Source organism: Chloroflexus sp., from assembly GCF_034431535.1.
GTDB lineage: Bacteria > Chloroflexota > Chloroflexia > Chloroflexales > Chloroflexaceae > Chloroflexus.
In genome coordinates this window covers 1-14,625 of record NZ_DAOUDC010000010.1, presented here as the reverse complement: position 1 = coordinate 14,625, position 14,625 = coordinate 1, and the positions used below count along the sequence as shown (strand labels likewise).

Annotated in this window: 16 protein-coding genes; 14 read left to right on the top strand and 2 right to left on the bottom strand. The window is 62.2% G+C overall.

Annotated elements, in window-relative coordinates:
* Positions 1 to 48: 48 nt before the first annotated feature.
* The 14 genes from nusA to U9R61_RS02035 all read left to right on the top strand — a co-directional run bounded on the left by nusA (position 49) and on the right by U9R61_RS02035 (position 12,753).
* Complete coding sequence (nusA, locus tag U9R61_RS02100; RefSeq protein ID WP_322487171.1) at positions 49 to 1,377, top strand: transcription termination factor NusA; 1,329 nt, start codon at positions 49 to 51, stop codon at positions 1,375 to 1,377.
* A 4-nt stretch (positions 1,378 to 1,381) separates the two neighbouring features.
* The gene (rnpM, locus tag U9R61_RS02095; RefSeq protein ID WP_322487170.1) at positions 1,382 to 1,708 is read left to right on the top strand and encodes an RNase P modulator RnpM; all 327 of its coding nucleotides are present in this window, start codon (positions 1,382 to 1,384) and stop codon (positions 1,706 to 1,708) included.
* Positions 1,709 to 1,835: 127 nt separating this feature from the next.
* A complete protein-coding gene (gene infB / locus U9R61_RS02090) occupies positions 1,836 to 4,058 on the top strand; it encodes a translation initiation factor IF-2 (protein WP_322487169.1) in 2,223 nt (740 codons plus the stop codon).
* Positions 4,059 to 4,134: 76 nt separating this feature from the next.
* Positions 4,135 to 4,518, top strand: coding sequence for a 30S ribosome-binding factor RbfA (rbfA, locus tag U9R61_RS02085; protein WP_322487168.1), 384 nt, complete (start codon positions 4,135 to 4,137; stop codon positions 4,516 to 4,518).
* The gene (locus tag U9R61_RS02080) at positions 4,505 to 5,125 is read left to right on the top strand and encodes a class I SAM-dependent methyltransferase (RefSeq protein WP_322487167.1); all 621 of its coding nucleotides are present in this window, start codon (positions 4,505 to 4,507) and stop codon (positions 5,123 to 5,125) included. Before rbfA ends, U9R61_RS02080 begins: the two co-directional genes overlap by 14 nt.
* Positions 5,122 to 6,126, top strand: coding sequence for a bifunctional oligoribonuclease/PAP phosphatase NrnA (locus U9R61_RS02075; protein WP_322487166.1), 1,005 nt, complete (start codon positions 5,122 to 5,124; stop codon positions 6,124 to 6,126). The genes U9R61_RS02080 and U9R61_RS02075 overlap by 4 nt, the downstream gene beginning before the upstream one ends.
* Positions 6,119 to 6,997 (top strand): tRNA pseudouridine(55) synthase TruB, encoded by an 879-nt coding sequence (truB, locus tag U9R61_RS02070; RefSeq protein WP_322487165.1) that lies wholly within the window; start codon positions 6,119 to 6,121, stop codon positions 6,995 to 6,997. Before U9R61_RS02075 ends, truB begins: the two co-directional genes overlap by 8 nt.
* Positions 6,998 to 7,202: 205 nt before the next feature.
* On the top strand, positions 7,203 to 8,423 hold the full coding sequence (locus U9R61_RS02065; RefSeq protein ID WP_322487164.1) for an alanyl-tRNA editing protein: 1,221 nt from the start codon (positions 7,203 to 7,205) through the stop codon (positions 8,421 to 8,423).
* A 32-nt stretch (positions 8,424 to 8,455) separates the two neighbouring features.
* Positions 8,456 to 9,190 carry a metal-dependent transcriptional regulator gene (locus U9R61_RS02060; RefSeq protein WP_322487163.1) on the top strand — a complete coding sequence of 245 codons (735 nt, stop codon included), beginning with the start codon at positions 8,456 to 8,458 and terminating at the stop codon, positions 9,188 to 9,190.
* A 525-nt stretch (positions 9,191 to 9,715) separates the two neighbouring features.
* Positions 9,716 to 9,961 (top strand): ferrous iron transport protein A, encoded by a 246-nt coding sequence (locus U9R61_RS02055; protein WP_322487162.1) that lies wholly within the window; start codon positions 9,716 to 9,718, stop codon positions 9,959 to 9,961.
* Complete coding sequence (locus tag U9R61_RS02050) at positions 9,958 to 10,212, top strand: FeoA family protein (RefSeq protein WP_066788086.1); 255 nt, start codon at positions 9,958 to 9,960, stop codon at positions 10,210 to 10,212. The genes U9R61_RS02055 and U9R61_RS02050 overlap by 4 nt, the downstream gene beginning before the upstream one ends.
* Positions 10,212 to 10,745, top strand: a complete 534-nt coding sequence (locus U9R61_RS02045; RefSeq protein WP_322487161.1) for a FeoB small GTPase domain-containing protein — start codon at positions 10,212 to 10,214, stop codon at positions 10,743 to 10,745. Before U9R61_RS02050 ends, U9R61_RS02045 begins: the two co-directional genes overlap by 1 nt.
* Positions 10,742 to 12,466, top strand: coding sequence for a ferrous iron transport protein B (gene feoB, locus U9R61_RS02040; RefSeq protein ID WP_322487160.1), 1,725 nt, complete (start codon positions 10,742 to 10,744; stop codon positions 12,464 to 12,466). Before U9R61_RS02045 ends, feoB begins: the two co-directional genes overlap by 4 nt.
* A gap of 35 nt (positions 12,467 to 12,501) precedes the next feature.
* Positions 12,502 to 12,753: a FeoC-like transcriptional regulator gene (locus tag U9R61_RS02035; protein ID WP_322487159.1), complete on the top strand. Its 252-nt coding sequence runs from the start codon at positions 12,502 to 12,504 to the stop codon at positions 12,751 to 12,753.
* Here U9R61_RS02035 and U9R61_RS02030 read toward each other — a convergent pair.
* Together U9R61_RS02030 and metK are read right to left on the bottom strand one after the other, a co-directional pair.
* On the bottom strand, positions 12,737 to 13,603 hold the full coding sequence (locus tag U9R61_RS02030; RefSeq protein ID WP_322487158.1) for a YitT family protein: 867 nt from the start codon (positions 13,601 to 13,603) through the stop codon (positions 12,737 to 12,739). The genes U9R61_RS02035 and U9R61_RS02030 overlap by 17 nt on opposite strands.
* Positions 13,604 to 13,710: 107 nt before the next feature.
* Positions 13,711 to 14,625, bottom strand: a 915-nt coding sequence (gene metK, locus U9R61_RS02025; RefSeq protein WP_322487157.1) for a methionine adenosyltransferase, incomplete at its 5' end; no start/stop codon positions are given.

The following is a 14,625-nucleotide window of genomic DNA, read 5'->3' as shown; positions in this document are numbered from 1 at the left end:
GGAAAGTGGGTCATACCCACTTTTCTTATTGTCAGGCGAGTTACAGCGATGAAAAGCGATTTTTACGCGGCGATTACTCAGATTGCATCCGAACGCGGTATTCCGAAAGAGGCCATCATTGATGTGATGGAACGGGCGCTGGTCAGCGCGTATAAGCGCCTGCTCGGTCCTAATCCGCCAACCGTCGAGGTGACGGTGAAACTCGATCCGGTGAGCGGGGTGGCGCGGGTCTACGCCGAAAAACAGGTGGTTGATGAGGTGTATGACGAGCGGTTTGAGATCGATCTCGCCGCGGCGTGCCGGATTAAACCCGATGCTCAGATCGGCGAGACGGTGCTGGTCGAGAGTACGCCGCGCGATTTTGGCCGGATCGCGGCCCAAACCGCCAAGCAGGTGGTGTTGCAGGGGATTAAAGAGATCGAACGCAACTACGTCTATAGCGAGTTCGAGAATCGTGAGGGCGAGTTGCTGACTGCTACCGTGCAGCGCAATAACGGCCCGCGCGGCAATGTCATTCTCGAACTGGGTAAGGCAGAGGCCGTTATTCCGCCCAAAGAGCAGGTCGCAAACGATCGCTATTACCATGGCCAGCGCCTGAAGGTGCTGTTGGTGGAGGTGAAGAAGGATGATCGTGGCCCGCGCCTGATCGCCTCGCGCGCGCACAAGAATCTGATCAACCGCCTGTTCGAGATGGAAGTGCCGGAGATTTACAACGGTGCGGTTGAGATTAAGTCGGTGGCGCGCGAACCCGGTCTGCGCACCAAGGTCGCTGTCGCCGCTCGCCAAGAAGGGATCGACCCGGTCGGTTCGTGCGTGGGGATGCGCGGCATCCGCATTCAGAATATCGTGAATGAACTGAATGGCGAGAAGATCGACGTTGTGCAGTGGTCGTCCGATCCGCGCGAGTATATTGCCAATGCGCTCTCGCCGGCGCAGGTGGTGGAGGTGCATCTGAACGATCACGACCATACCGCGCTGGTGATTGTGCCCGATAAGCAATTGTCGCTGGCGATCGGCAAGGAAGGCCAGAATGTGCGGTTGGCGGCGAAGTTGACCGGCTGGCGGATCGATATCAAGAGCGCATCGGCGTTGCTTGAGGAGGAACGGGCCGCTGCCGAGGCGCGCGCCGAAGCTGAGGCCGAACAGATGGCGATCGAGGCCGAATTGGCGAGCGCGCCGGTTGAGCAGCGGGTGGTGCAGGCCGATGGCATGATCCGCTATCGTGGTCACTGCTATGGCCCGCTGGGCAATGATCTGGTTGGCCAGACGGTACAGGTGCGGGCTGCCTCGCAGAAGATCTTTATCTACTACAACAATCGCCTGTTCGCTTCCTATATCTTGCTGGAAGGCGGGCAGGCTTCGCCCGGTGAGGAGTGAGACGATGGCGGCTCAAGCCAAGTCAGGGGTGGCGCGTCCGCGCCATGTGCCGCAACGCACATGCATTGTGTGCCGGCAAAGCGATGCCAAGCGGGCGCTGATCCGCTTGGTGCGCGATGCGAGCGGGCGGGTGACGATCGATCCAACCGGTAAACGGCCCGGACGCGGGGCGTACCTTTGCCGTAACCCTGAGTGCTGGTCACAGGCTTTGCGTCGCCATGCGGTGGAGCGCGCGTTGAAGATTGCTGCGCTGCATCCCGATGATCGGGCGATGATTGAACAGATGGGGCGGCAATTACTTCAGGAGACCATGTCAACGGCGTCTTCTTGAGACGTGTTCGGCTGCATTGGCGCCTGTATGAAAGCTTGCTGCCGCCGGCGCCGTTGATGTCCGTGCGCCTAAGCTTAATGGGAGAACGTCTGCTTGAGGGATGCTCTCCCCAGAAAGGGAGTTGATAATGAGTGATAAACCACGACGCGATACAGGCGGTACGGGAACGGGCAGTGGCCGCGGCGCCGGCCAGCAGGGCGGTAGCCGGACAACGAATAGCGCTCCGGCGAGTGGCGTGGGCCGTAACCCGAACCCGCCGGCAGGAGGGAACCGACCACCGGCGAATCAGCCATCCGGGCGGCCAGCGCCGTCTGGGCGCGGTTCGCCGCCGGCGTCGTCTGGGCGCGGTTCGCCGCCCGCTGCCGGCACCCCTCGGAGTGGCGGCGCACCGGTGCCTCGTGGCGGCAGCACCCCTCCGCCGCCTGCACCGGCCCGTGGCGGTACGAGTGCCCGTGGTGGCCGCTCGCCGCAGTCCCGTGGCCGTCCGCAACCCGAAGAACGCGAGCGCGAGCGCGATAGCGCCCTGCGCCGTCCGCAAACACCGCCGCCGGCGCGTCCAGTCGTGCGTCCGCGCGGCCCGGTCGCGTTGCCACCGGTGATGACGGTGCGTGAGTTGTCGGAAGCGACCGGGATTGGCGCTTCCGATATTTTGAAGGCGATGCTAAAGGCCGGAATGATCGCGAATATCAATCAGCAGATTGATTATGAGACGGCAGCGTTGATTATTAGCGATTTTGGTATTGAGACGACTGAGATTGTGCCCGAACAGATGGCGGGCATTGTCGACGATATTAAAGAGGTGTTGAAGGCCCAACCGCCGGAAGAGATGCGCCCGCGTCCGCCGGTGGTGACGATTATGGGCCACGTTGACCACGGTAAGACCAAGCTGCTTGATGCGATCCGTTCGACCCGCGTGGCCGAGGGTGAGGCCGGCGGGATTACCCAACATATCGGTGCGTATCAGATCGAGGTCAACCATCGCAAGATTACCTTCCTCGATACGCCCGGCCACGAGGCGTTTACCGCGATGCGCGCCCGCGGCGCTCAAGTGACCGATATTGTGGTGCTGGTGGTAGCCGCCGACGATGGCGTGAAGCCGCAGACCGAGGAGGCGATCGCTCACGTCAAGGCCGCCGGTGTGCCAATGATTGTGGCGATTAATAAGATCGATCTGCCGACGGCGAACCCTGACCGGATTAAGCAGCAGTTGGCGGCGATTGATGTGATTGTTGAGGAATACGGCGGTAATGTGCCGTGCGTGCATGTTTCGGCTCGCCAGAAGCTGAATATCGATGGCTTGTTGGAGATGATTTTGCTGGTGGCCGATCTGGAAGATCTGCGCGCGAATCCCAATGCGCCGGCAGTGGGGACGATTATCGAGGCGAAGCTCGATAAGAGCCGTGGTCCGGTGGCGACGGTGTTGATCCAGAATGGCACGCTCCACCTTGAAGATAACGTGCTGGTGGGCAGCGTCGCGGGCAAGATTAAGTCGATGTTTAGCGATAGCGGCAAGCGTCTGCGCCACGCCGAACCTTCGACGCCGGTCGAGGTTGTTGGTCTGGAAGGAGTGCCGCAGGCCGGCGATATCTTGCAGGTGATGGACGATCTGGTGGTGGCGCGTGAAATCGCTTTGCAGCGCCAGCGCCAGCAGCGCGCTGAGGCGATGGCGGCTAGCGCGCGCGGCACCAGCCTCGAAGAGCTGTTTGGCAAGGTGAAGCAGGGTCAGGTGAAGGAGCTGAACCTGATCTTGAAGGCCGATGTGCAGGGTTCGCTCGATGCGATTGCGCATCTGATCGAGCAGTTGAACCAATCGCAGAATGAGGTGCAGACGCGCATCATTCACCGCGGCGTGGGGGCAATTACCGAGGGTGATGTTAACCTTGCCTTGGCCAGCCACGCGATTATCATTGGTTTTAATGCCCGGCCTGACCCGGCGGCCCGTCGCCACGCCGAGCAGCACGGGATTGATATTCGCTTCTACAATATCATCTACCAACTGCAAGATGATTTGAAGAAGGCGATGGCCGGTATGCTCGCGCCGACCTTCAAAGAGGTGGTCGAGGGCTATGCCGAGGTGCGCACGACCTTCCGTTTGCCGACCCGCGAGATTGTCGCCGGCGTCTATGTCACCGACGGCAAGATTACCCGCACCGGCCAGAATGTGCGGGTGTTGCGCCGTGGCGTGGTCATCCACGACGGCAAGATTTCGTCGCTCAAGCGCTTTAAGGATGATGTGCGCGAGGTGACTGCCGGCTACGAGTGCGGTTTGATCGTCGAAGGGTTTAACGATATCGAAGCCGGTGACGCGCTTGAGTTCTATCGCCAAGAACAGGTCGCGGCAACGCTGTAGGGGCATCGCGCTGCTATGCCTATGGGGGCATAGCAGCACGATAACGATACCTGCCCCCTAGAAAGCGGTTTGGCCTATGTCAAAACAACGGTTGCAACAAGTCGCCGATACGATGCAACGTATCCTCGGCGAGGTGATCCAGAAAGAGTTGAAAGATCCAAGGGTTGGGTTTGCCACGGTGACTCGCGTTGACGTGAGCGCCGATTTGCAGCACGCGAAAGTGTACATTTCGGTCATGGGCACGCCGGAAGAGCGCGAGGCGACCATGGCCGCTCTCAACCATGCCCGTGGCTTTTTGCGCAAGCGCTTGGCCGATGAGATGGGTTATATGCGCTTTATTCCTGAATTGCGTCTTATCCAAGACACATCGCTCGATTACAGTATGCACCTTGAGCAGGTGTTCCGCGAAATCCAGCACGAGCGGTTAGTCAATCCGCCGAACCTTGATGATGAGCAGTGATGCCGTTTCGTTCGATCCGTACTATAAGAAGCGGATTGCCTATACCCTGCGCGGCCAGCAGTTTGCGTTCGATGTTGGCCATACCATCTTTTCGTCGTTTCAAGTCGATGAAGGCACTGATCTGCTCTTGCGCCTGATCGAACCGGCGCAACCCGACCCGCAACGCATCCTCGACCTCGGTTGCGGCTGCGGGGTGATCGGGATCTGCCTTGCCCGCCGCTTTCCCCATGCCGATGTGACGCTGGTGGATAAAGACCTGCTGGCGGTGCGCTATGCCCGTCATAACGCTGCGTTGAATGCGACGCCGAATGTGCGCGTGTTGGGGAGCGTGGGCCTGAGCGATGCGCCTCCCGGCCCCTACGATTTGATCGTCTCGAACATTCCGGCTAAAATCGGCGACTACGCGATCGAACACGAATTTGTGTTGGCGCCGCTGCGCCAGTTGCGCCCCGGCGGTGAGTATTGGTTTGTGGTGGTGAGCGGCCTGAACCATCTCATTCCACGGCTGGGGCCGCGCCACAATCTGCGCTTGAAGGAGATCAAGAAGCGCGCCGGCCATTCGGTCTACCGGATTGTGGCGCCGGCGTCTACGACCGGAGGGTTATGATCTACGCTGATCCGCAACAGGCTGCCGGCCCGATCCGCGATGCGCTGGCGCAGGCGCAGCGCATTTTGTTGCTGAGCCACGTGAATCCTGATGGTGACGCGATCGGGTCGTTGTTGGGCACAATACATGTCTTGCGCGCGTTGGGCAAGGAGACGATTGCGCTGGCGGCATCGCCGCCGCTCGACTATTGCGCTGCGTTGCCCGGTTATGATGCGTTGCACGTCTATCAAGCGGGCGAGGCTCTGCCTGAGTGCGACTTGATCTGGATGGTCGATGTCGCCCATCTCTCGCGGGCCGGCGCGATCTACGATGAGCACCAAGAGGCCTTGCTGTCCCGTCCGCTGATTATTGTTGACCATCACGCTACCAACAACGGCGGCGGTACGGTGAGCTTGATCCGGTCACATGAACCGTCGTGCGCCGAGGTGCTGGTTGATCTGTTTGTTGCGCTTGACTGGCCGCTCTCGCCTGACGCGGCGACTTGCCTGTTTTTGGGCATGATGACCGATACTCAGAGTTTCCAAACACCGAACGTCAATCCGGCGACGCTGCGCCGGGCCGCAGCCTTGCTCGAGGCTGGGGCCGATAAGCAGCGGGTGATTGATGCGGTCTTTTTCTCGATCCCGCCGGCGACGTTGCGCTTGACCGGTATGGCGATGGCTCATTTGCAGCAGGAAGATGGCATCTTCTGGACGGTGGTGACGCAGGAGATGTTGCGCACTAGTGGCGCTGATGAGCAGGCGACTGATGATACGGTAAGCCGCTTGCAGCGGGTGGCCGGCATGCGCGCGTGTGTCCTTTTCCGTGAGCGCCCTGACGGCACGGTCAAGATTAGTTTGCGTTCGGTGCCCGGTGTTGACGTGGCCGCGGTGGCGCAGATGTGGGGCGGCGGCGGTCACCGGCAGGCGGCGGGGGCGATGCTGAAGATGAGTCTCGAAGCGGCAGTGGCGGCGGTGTTGCCGGCCTTGCGGCAGGCGGTGGAGCGGCAGCGGCATGGCTGAGGTGGTTGGGTTTATGGTGGTCGATAAGCCGGCTGGCCTGACCTCGCACGATGTGGTGGCGCGAGTGCGCCGGTTGGTGGGGCGGGCCGTGAAGGTTGGTCACGCCGGTACGCTCGATCCGGCGGCGACCGGGGTGTTGCCGGTGGCGTTGGGTAGTGCAACCCGTTTGATCGATCAACTGGTTGATGCGCGCAAAGGCTACGTGGGAGTGGTGCGGCTTGGCGTGCAGACCACCACCGACGATGCCGAAGGTGAGCCGCTGGCAACCCGACCGGTGCCGGTATTGACCGAAGCTGAGATCGCGGCGGTGCTTGACCGGTTTCAAGGCGAGATTCTGCAACAGCCGCCGGCGTTTTCCGCGCTCCATATTGACGGCCAACGCGCCTACGCGCTGGCTCGCGCTGGCAATGAAGTGACCCTTGCGCCGCGGTTAGTGCAAATTGACCGGCTTGAATTACTGGCGTGGATGCCGCCCGATCTGACGATTGCAGTTGCATGCGGCAAAGGTGTCTACATTCGCGCGCTGGCTCGCGATATTGGCGCCGCCTTGGGGTGCGGCGCGCATCTGGCTGCACTGCAACGCACGTTCGTCGGCCCGTTCCGGCTGGAACAATCCGTGCCGCTTGCTGCGTTAACCGATCGTTCCGTGCTGCTGCAGCACCTCTTGCCGCCGGAAACCGCTCTGCTCGACTGGCCGATCCTGCAGCTCGATGACGCCCATGCCCGCCGGGTACGGCACGGCATGGCCATTCCCGCCGGCGCGACCGCTGATGAACGCGCCTGCGCTCATGACCCCGCCGGTAGGCTGATCGCGTTGCTTCAGCGCGACGGCGCTTGTTGGCAGCCGGTGAAGGTGTTTAACGGGGAGTAGGGAGTAGGGGTTGGAGAGTAGGGGTTGGAGAGTAGGGGCAGTTCTATTGCGGCAATCCAGAATGGAGGCAACCTCTATATGGCGTGCAGCAGTGCCACTGCTGCGAGAGATGTGAGCCTGCTATATTATGGAGTGCGGCAGTTTCACTGCCGCATTTCTGTTATCATCAATAAGCGTACTGAATTTTCTTGAAACTACTCAACCCATGAACGAAACCCTCCGCCTCTACTACGACAACTCATACCTCGCCGAGTTTACCACGCAGGTGGTTGCGGTCGCCGAACGCGATGGCCAGCTGGCGCTGGCGCTCGATCGCAGCGCCTTCTACCCAGAAGGCGGCGGTCAGCCGGCTGTCCGCGGCGGGTTGTACGACGCTGCCGCTGTGCGCCGCTGGCAGGTGCGCGATGTGCAGAGCGATAACGGCGTGGTCTGGCATCTGCTGGCGGCGAGCGCTGAGCTACCAGCGCTCGGTGCGACCCTCACCGGCCAGATCGACTGGGAACGCCGGTTTGATCACATGCAGCAGCATTGCGGCCAGCACATCTTAACCGCCGCTTTCATTGCCACCTGCAACGCGCCGACGGTCTCCTTCCACCTCAGCGAGCGCAGTGTCACCATCGATCTGGCCGTGGATGAATTGAGCGAAGCGCAAGCCCGCGCCGCCGAATCGTGGGCGAATGCGGCGGTTTGGCAGAACCTGCCGGTACACGCCCGGTTTGTCACCCCAACCGAGCTCGCCAGTATCCCGTTGCGCAAGCCGCCAGCGGTGAGCGGTGCGGTGCGGGTGGTCAGCATCGGCGACATTGACCATTCGGCGTGTGGCGGCACCCACCCGGCTCGCAGCGGCGAAGTCGGCGCGATTGCAGTGCTAGGGTGGTCACGGCAACGCGGCATGATCCGGGTGGAGTTTGCTTGCGGCGGGCGCGTCGTCGCGGCCTTGCGTGAACGTGATGCGGTGGCCCGCGCTGCGGCGGCGACGCTCAGCGTGGGCTGGGCTGAACTGCCGGCGGCGGTGGCTCGCCTGCAAGAGGCGCAACAGGCGTTGCAACGCGAACTGAGGCAGACCCAACGCGACCTCGATGTGCTGCGCGCGGCGCAATGGTACACTCAGGCGCCGCTGATCAACGGGCGGCGGGTCGTGACGGCCACGCTGCCCACCGCCAGCGTTGACCGGCTGCGCGCCATTGCCAACGTCATCGCCGAGCTGCCGGGAGGCATTGCGATCGTGGCCGGCGGCGAAGAACGAGTGCAAGTGGTGGTCGCTTGCCACCCCGACACCAACGCCGACGCGCGCGCGATCCTCGCGGCGGGGATGGCAGTGTTGGGCGGGCGCGGCGGCGGCAATGCCCGCATAGCTCAAGGCGGCGGCGGCCAACCGACCCTGCTGGCCGCAGCAATCGCGGCGATGGCGGAACAAGCCGCTTAGCATTGCTCTGTGGTACAATAAGGCTAGGTGTTATGGCTAACCTAAACATGGCGGAGCAAGCGATGAGCGAAAGTGTCGAAATGTATTTGGTGATGACGGCCCTCTTGCGCAAAGCGCCCGATCAGCCGGTGCCGCTGTCGGTGCTGGCCAGCCGGCTCGGGGTGTCGCAAGTCTCGGCCAACGAAATGTGCCATCGCTTACAAGAACGCGGCTTGCTCTGCTATCAGCCCTACCGCGGCGTCACGCTCACCCCCGATGGTGAAGAATGGGCGCAGCGGATACTCTCGCGCCGGCGGATGTGGGTGATTTTTCTGGTCGAAAACCTCGGCATCGATCCGGCAGAGGCCGATGTGCTGGCGTGCCAACTCGAACATATCACCTCAGAGCGGCTCGATGCGGCATTGAAAGCATTTCTGGAGCGCGACCCCGCGACGCGGATCGATGCCGAAGCAATGCCGCAACCGCTCGCTGCCTGCACCGCCGGCACGCACGGCGTGATCGCAGCAATTGACGCGGAACCGGCAGCCACTGCCTTTCTCGCCCGGCAAGGGTTGGCTCCCGGCGCTACCGTCGAGGTATTGGCGGTCAGTGACGATCAATCGGTGTTGGTGCAAACTGGCGAACACCAACTCGCCCTTGCGCCCTTGCTCGCGGCGCGGGTGATGATGGCGGTCCCCGCCGCCGATCGGCGGGCCGCTTGGCGGCGGTGTAGCGCATTTTGGGCTTGTGTGCGCGGTGAACTCCACGAGTGCCCGCCGGTTGGGTAGGGGGTGGGGTAAGCCCGTGTAGCGTGACATCCCGTCTCCACAGCAATCTCCGCTGGTGGAAAGGGGCCGTTTTCGTGCTCGTGGGGGATTGCTTCGCCGCCTCCGGCGGCGTGCAATGACAGTAGGAGAGCGGCGGCGCGTCATGCTGTCATTGTGCGGGGGTGCGTTTGTCATTGCGAGGGCGCGCCAGCGCCCGAAGCAATTTCCCGCTGCGGTGCCTACGAATGCTGTACGGGATGTGTTGCTGGCATTGCGAAGGCGCGTAGGCATCCTGTGCAGGATGCCCTCCCCCGCAGCAATCTCCTCCTTCGGCGGAAAGGAGGCGCTCCCGTGCTTGTAGGGGATTGCTTCGCCGCCTCCGGCGGCGTGCAATGACAGGGGGCAAGCGGGTTACCGCACGCAGAGTCATATTTCTTTCCCCACAGTTGCCGATTTCTCACTTTTCTCCTCACCGGCGCGTCTGGTATAAGAGTTAAGGCGTACCATAAATTTTCCTCGACTTATACTCAGGAGTACCAAAACGTTATGGTAACCGCGACCACGATGACCCTCGACCAACTGGCGCGTGACCGACCGGCGGTGATAGTGCGGATCGAGGGTGATCGCGCGCTGCGCCGCCGTTTGCTCGATATGGGGCTGATTACCGGCGAGACGGTGATCGTGAGCGGCGTTGCGCCGCTCGGCGATCCCCTGGAGGTGACGGTGAAGGGCTATCGGTTATCGTTGCGCAAGGCCGATGCGCGTTCGATTCAGGTGGAGCTGAAGCAATGAAACAGACGAGCCATCCGATTCCGTTGCGGTTTGTCAATCACGGGGTTCGTGCGAAGTTGGTTGGGATTCAAAGCAGCCAGCGCATCAGCCGGCGCTTGTCTGAGTTGGGGTTTGTGCCCGGTATTGAGCTGTCGGTAGTGGCGGATAGCGGTAGTGCTTTGATGATCGCTCTCGGTGATACCCGGATGGCGCTGGAGTACCCGCTGGCCCATGCGTTGTTGGTGACGGTGGTTGAACAGGGGGCTTGCTGATGGCGGCGGCATTGGTGGCTTTGGCTGGGAATCCGAACGTGGGCAAGAGTACGATTTTCAATGCGCTGACTGGCCTCAATCAGCACACCGGCAACTGGCCGGGCAAGACGGTCGAACGCAAAGAGGGGCGCTTGACGCTGAAGGGAATGGCAGTGACGGTGGTCGATCTGCCTGGCGCTTACAGTCTGGCCGCCCGTTCGCTCGAAGAGCAGATCGCGCGTGATTTTATTGTCCGCGAGCGGCCCGATCTGGTGGTGAACGTGGTTGATGCCGCGAATCTCGAACGCAACCTTTACATGACGGCCCAATTGCTTGAAACTGGCGTACCGTTGTTGGTGGCGTTGAATATGATCGACATCGCCAAAACGCGCGGTATCACCATTCATACCGCGGCGCTGGCCGATGGTTTGGGGGTGCCAGTGGTGGCGCTAGCGGCTGGTCGCGGCGATGGTCTGCCGGCGCTGAAAGTGGCGATGGCTGAGCGTTTGGCTGCTCTGCCCAAGAACGAGCTGGCGCGTGAGGTGGAAGTATGACGACGGTGGCCGGGTTTGCGCTGCAGATTCCTTTTTCCTATCCTGCGCCGGTCGAGCGCGAGATCGCGCAGTTGGCGGCACTCTTCGCCCAAACGCCAGCGTTGGCTGTCTATCCGGCGCGCTGGCTGGCGATTCAGGTGCTGGAAGGCGATGAAACGCTGCTGGCCGCGATCGAGGCCCACGGCGGCAGCGCCGTGGTTGCGGTGCTGAACGACAGCCTTGAGCGGCTGCGCACGATCTATGGCGATGAGCTCGATATCGTGATGGTTGACCAGCGCTACCGCTTCGTCCACGAGGTGGCCACGCGCGCCGTGACTCGTCCGGCGACCCCGCCTGCTACGCTCTCTGACCGGATCGACCGCATCGTGACGCATCGCTGGTTCGGCATTCCCATTTTTCTGGCCGTCATGTGGGTGGTCTTCAAACTAACCACCGATGTCGCGGCGCCGTTTGTTGATTGGCTCGATAGCGTGGTGAGCGGCCCGCTCAGCCGTTGGGTGAGCGCGTTGCTGGGTATGGTTGGTGCCGGCGGCGGCTGGTTTGCGGCGCTGCTGATCGATGGCGTGATTGCCGGGGTGGGTGGGGTGCTGGCCTTTGTGCCGGTGCTGTTGAGCCTCTACTTTGCGCTAGCGCTTTTGGAAGATTCGGGGTACATGGCCCGTGCCGCCTTTGTGATGGATCGGGTCATGCGGCTGTTTGGCCTCCACGGCAAGAGCTTTTTGCCCATGATCGTCGGTTTTGGCTGCTCGGTGCCGGCGATCTACGCCACTCGCACGCTCGATAGCCGCCGCGATCGCATTCTCACCGGTCTGCTGGTGCCGTTTATGAGTTGCAGCGCGCGGCTGCCGGTCTATGTGCTGATTGCGATGATCTTCTTCCCCGCCTACGCCGGGCAGGTAATCTTCGGGTTGTACCTCACCGGTATTGTGGTGGCGGTGGGGGTGGGGGCGCTGGCACGCCGTACTCTGTTCGCGCGCCAGCCGCCAACCCCGTTCGTGCTCGAACTGCCGCCGTACCGCGTGCCCACCCTGCGCAATATCTGGCGGCAGATGTGGGAACGCACCGCGGCGTTTGTGCGCAAGGCGGGTACGGTGATCTTGGCGACGAGCGTCGTGATCTGGCTGTTGCTGGCGATCCCGGCGCGCGGCAATGGCCAATTTGCCGCGACGCCGGTTGATCAAAGCGCCTTTGCTACGCTGGCCCACGCAGTGGCGCCGGTGTTTGCGCCGCTCGGTTTTGGCAATTGGGAAAGCAGCGGCGCGCTGGTAACCGGCCTGATCGCGAAAGAGGTGGTGGTTGGCACGCTGACGCAGGTGTATGTGGGAGAGGATGCGGTCGCCGAGACGGCAGCGCCGCCATCGTTGGATGAAGATGCGGCGGCGATTGTCACCGGTTTTGGCGCGGCGATGGGCGATGCGCTGCGCGCGTTGCCGGGGATCATCGGGATCAACCTCGGCGTAGCGGAAGCTGAGCCGGTGGCTGACGGCTTAGCGGCGGCGATCCAAGCTGGCCTAGCTGCGAGCAGCAACGGGCATGCGACAGCGGCGGCGCTCGCCTTGCTCGTCTTTGTCTTGCTCTATACGCCGTGCGTGGCGACGCTAGCGGCTAGCCGGCACGAGTTCGGCTTGCGCTGGATGCTGACCAGTTTGCTGGGCCAGTTTGCGATTGCGTGGCTGGTGGCGTTGATCGTGTTCCAAGGCGGGCGCGTGATCGGCGTGTAAACCGCTCTTGCGCGAACAACTAGGGTGAGGCGTCAATGCTCTATCAAATCCTCGAAATGCTCGAACAAGCCGAACAACCGTTGTCGCTGGCCGAACTCAGCCAGCGCTTGCAGATCGAACCGAGCGCGCTTGAGGGGATGATCGCGTTTTGGGTGCGCAAAGGTCGGTTGCGCGATACAGCGGTGCTAGGTTGCAGTGGGGGCGGGGTCGGCTGTACGTGCCACGCTTATCCGCAGGGGTGCCCGTTTCGCAGTGCCGGCCCACGCATGATCACGTTGATCGACTAAACCCCTCGCCGATCACCTCGTCGACCTCGCCGACAATCACGAAGGCGGCGGGGTCAACCGTGCTAATGATATTCTTGAGCGCACCAATTTCGGTGCGGGCCACCACGCAGAGCAACACGGCCCGCGTCATGCCGGTGTAGCCGCCAATACCTTCGAGTTGGGTAAGGCCGCGACCGAGCCGGTGGAGCACGGCTTGCCGGATCGGTTCTGGGGTAGAGGTGATAATCAGCGCCTGCCGCGCGCCTTTGCCGGCAGCCAGCACCGTGTCAATCGCCCGGCTAGAGGTAAACGCCACCAGCAGCGCGTACAGAATCTTTTCGGGGCCGTAGCTAAACAGGGCCGCGGTAAAGACCATGGTGTCGAAGCCTAACAAGCTGCGACCCGGTTGAATGCCAAAACGCCGCTCGATCAGACGGGCGAGAATATCGCTCCCGCCGGTGGTGCCGCGTGCGCGCAAGACCAACCCGATCCCCAAGCCGTCAATTAGGCCGCCGTAGAGGCTGTACAGCAGCGGATCGTTGGTGATCGGGCGGGCAAAAGGGGCGAGGCCATCGATCGCCAGCGACATCACCACCACCGTGTAAAACGTGCGCACGCCGAAGACCGCCCCGCCGAGGTAGCGCCAGCCGGCAATGAGCAACGGTGCGTTGAGGATCAGCACCACCGCGCCGACTGGTGTGCCGAGGAAGGTGTTCAGCAACTGGGCCACGCCAGTAATGCCGCCGCTCACCACCTGATTCGGCACTAGAAAGAAGCGCACGGCAGTGGCGCTGAGCAGCGCGCCAATCGTAAGCAAAACGTAGTCGTACATAGTGCTGGCAATCCGCCGCCAGTGCGATGAAGCGGTCATGTCACACCTTTATGCACGCAAAGACGCAAAGGGATGGAAGCGGGTAAAAGCACGCTTTTACGCACTAACAACCCTTTGCGTCTTTGCGTTAATTTTCCCTGTCAGCACTACAACTCAGCCGCGCGGCGCAACTCCTCCACGCGGTTGGTGCGCTCCCACGGCAGATCAATGTCGGTGCGGCCAAAGTGCCCACCGGCTGCGGTCTTGCGGTAGATCGGGCGGCGCAGGTCGAGGTCGCGGATGATCGCGCCGGGCCGCAGGTCAAACACCTCGTTGACCGCCTTCAGAATCACCTCATCGGCCACCGCGCCGGTGCCAAAGGTCTCGACGTTGAGCGAGAGTGGGCGGGCAACGCCGATGGCGTAGCTCACTTGCAGCTCGACGCGGCGGGCAAGGCCGGCGGCGACGATGTTCTTGGTCACCCAGCGGCAGGCGTAGGCGGCGCTGCGATCGACCTTCGAGGGGTCTTTGCCGCTGAAGGCGCCACCGCCGTGGCGGGCCACGCCGCCGTAGGTATCAACGATAATCTTGCGTCCGGTCAGGCCGCTGTCTCCCATTGGGCCGCCGATCACGAAGCGCCCGGTCGGGTTGATGAAGATCTTGGTCTGCGTGTCAAGCCACGCTTCCGGCACTTCGGTCTTGATCACGTGCTCGATCAGATCGGCCCGGATTTGCTCTTGGGTGATATCGGGTGCGTGCTGGCTGCTGATCAGCACCGTATCCACCCGCACCGGCTTACCGAAGCTGTACTCAACCGTCACTTGCGACTTGGCATCGGGGCGCAGGTAGGGCAAGGTGCCGTCTTTGCGCACCCGCTCGAGCCGGCGGATCAGCCGGTGAGCGAGCGCAATGCTGGCCGGCATCAGCTCAGGCGTCTCGTCGCAGGCGAAGCCGAACATCATGCCCTGATCGCCGGCGCCGATCGCCTCGATCTCATCTTCGCTCATCTCGCCGGTCTTGAACTCCTGCGCCTTATCGACGCCCATGGCGATGTCGGGGCTTTGCGCTGCAATGGCGACCTG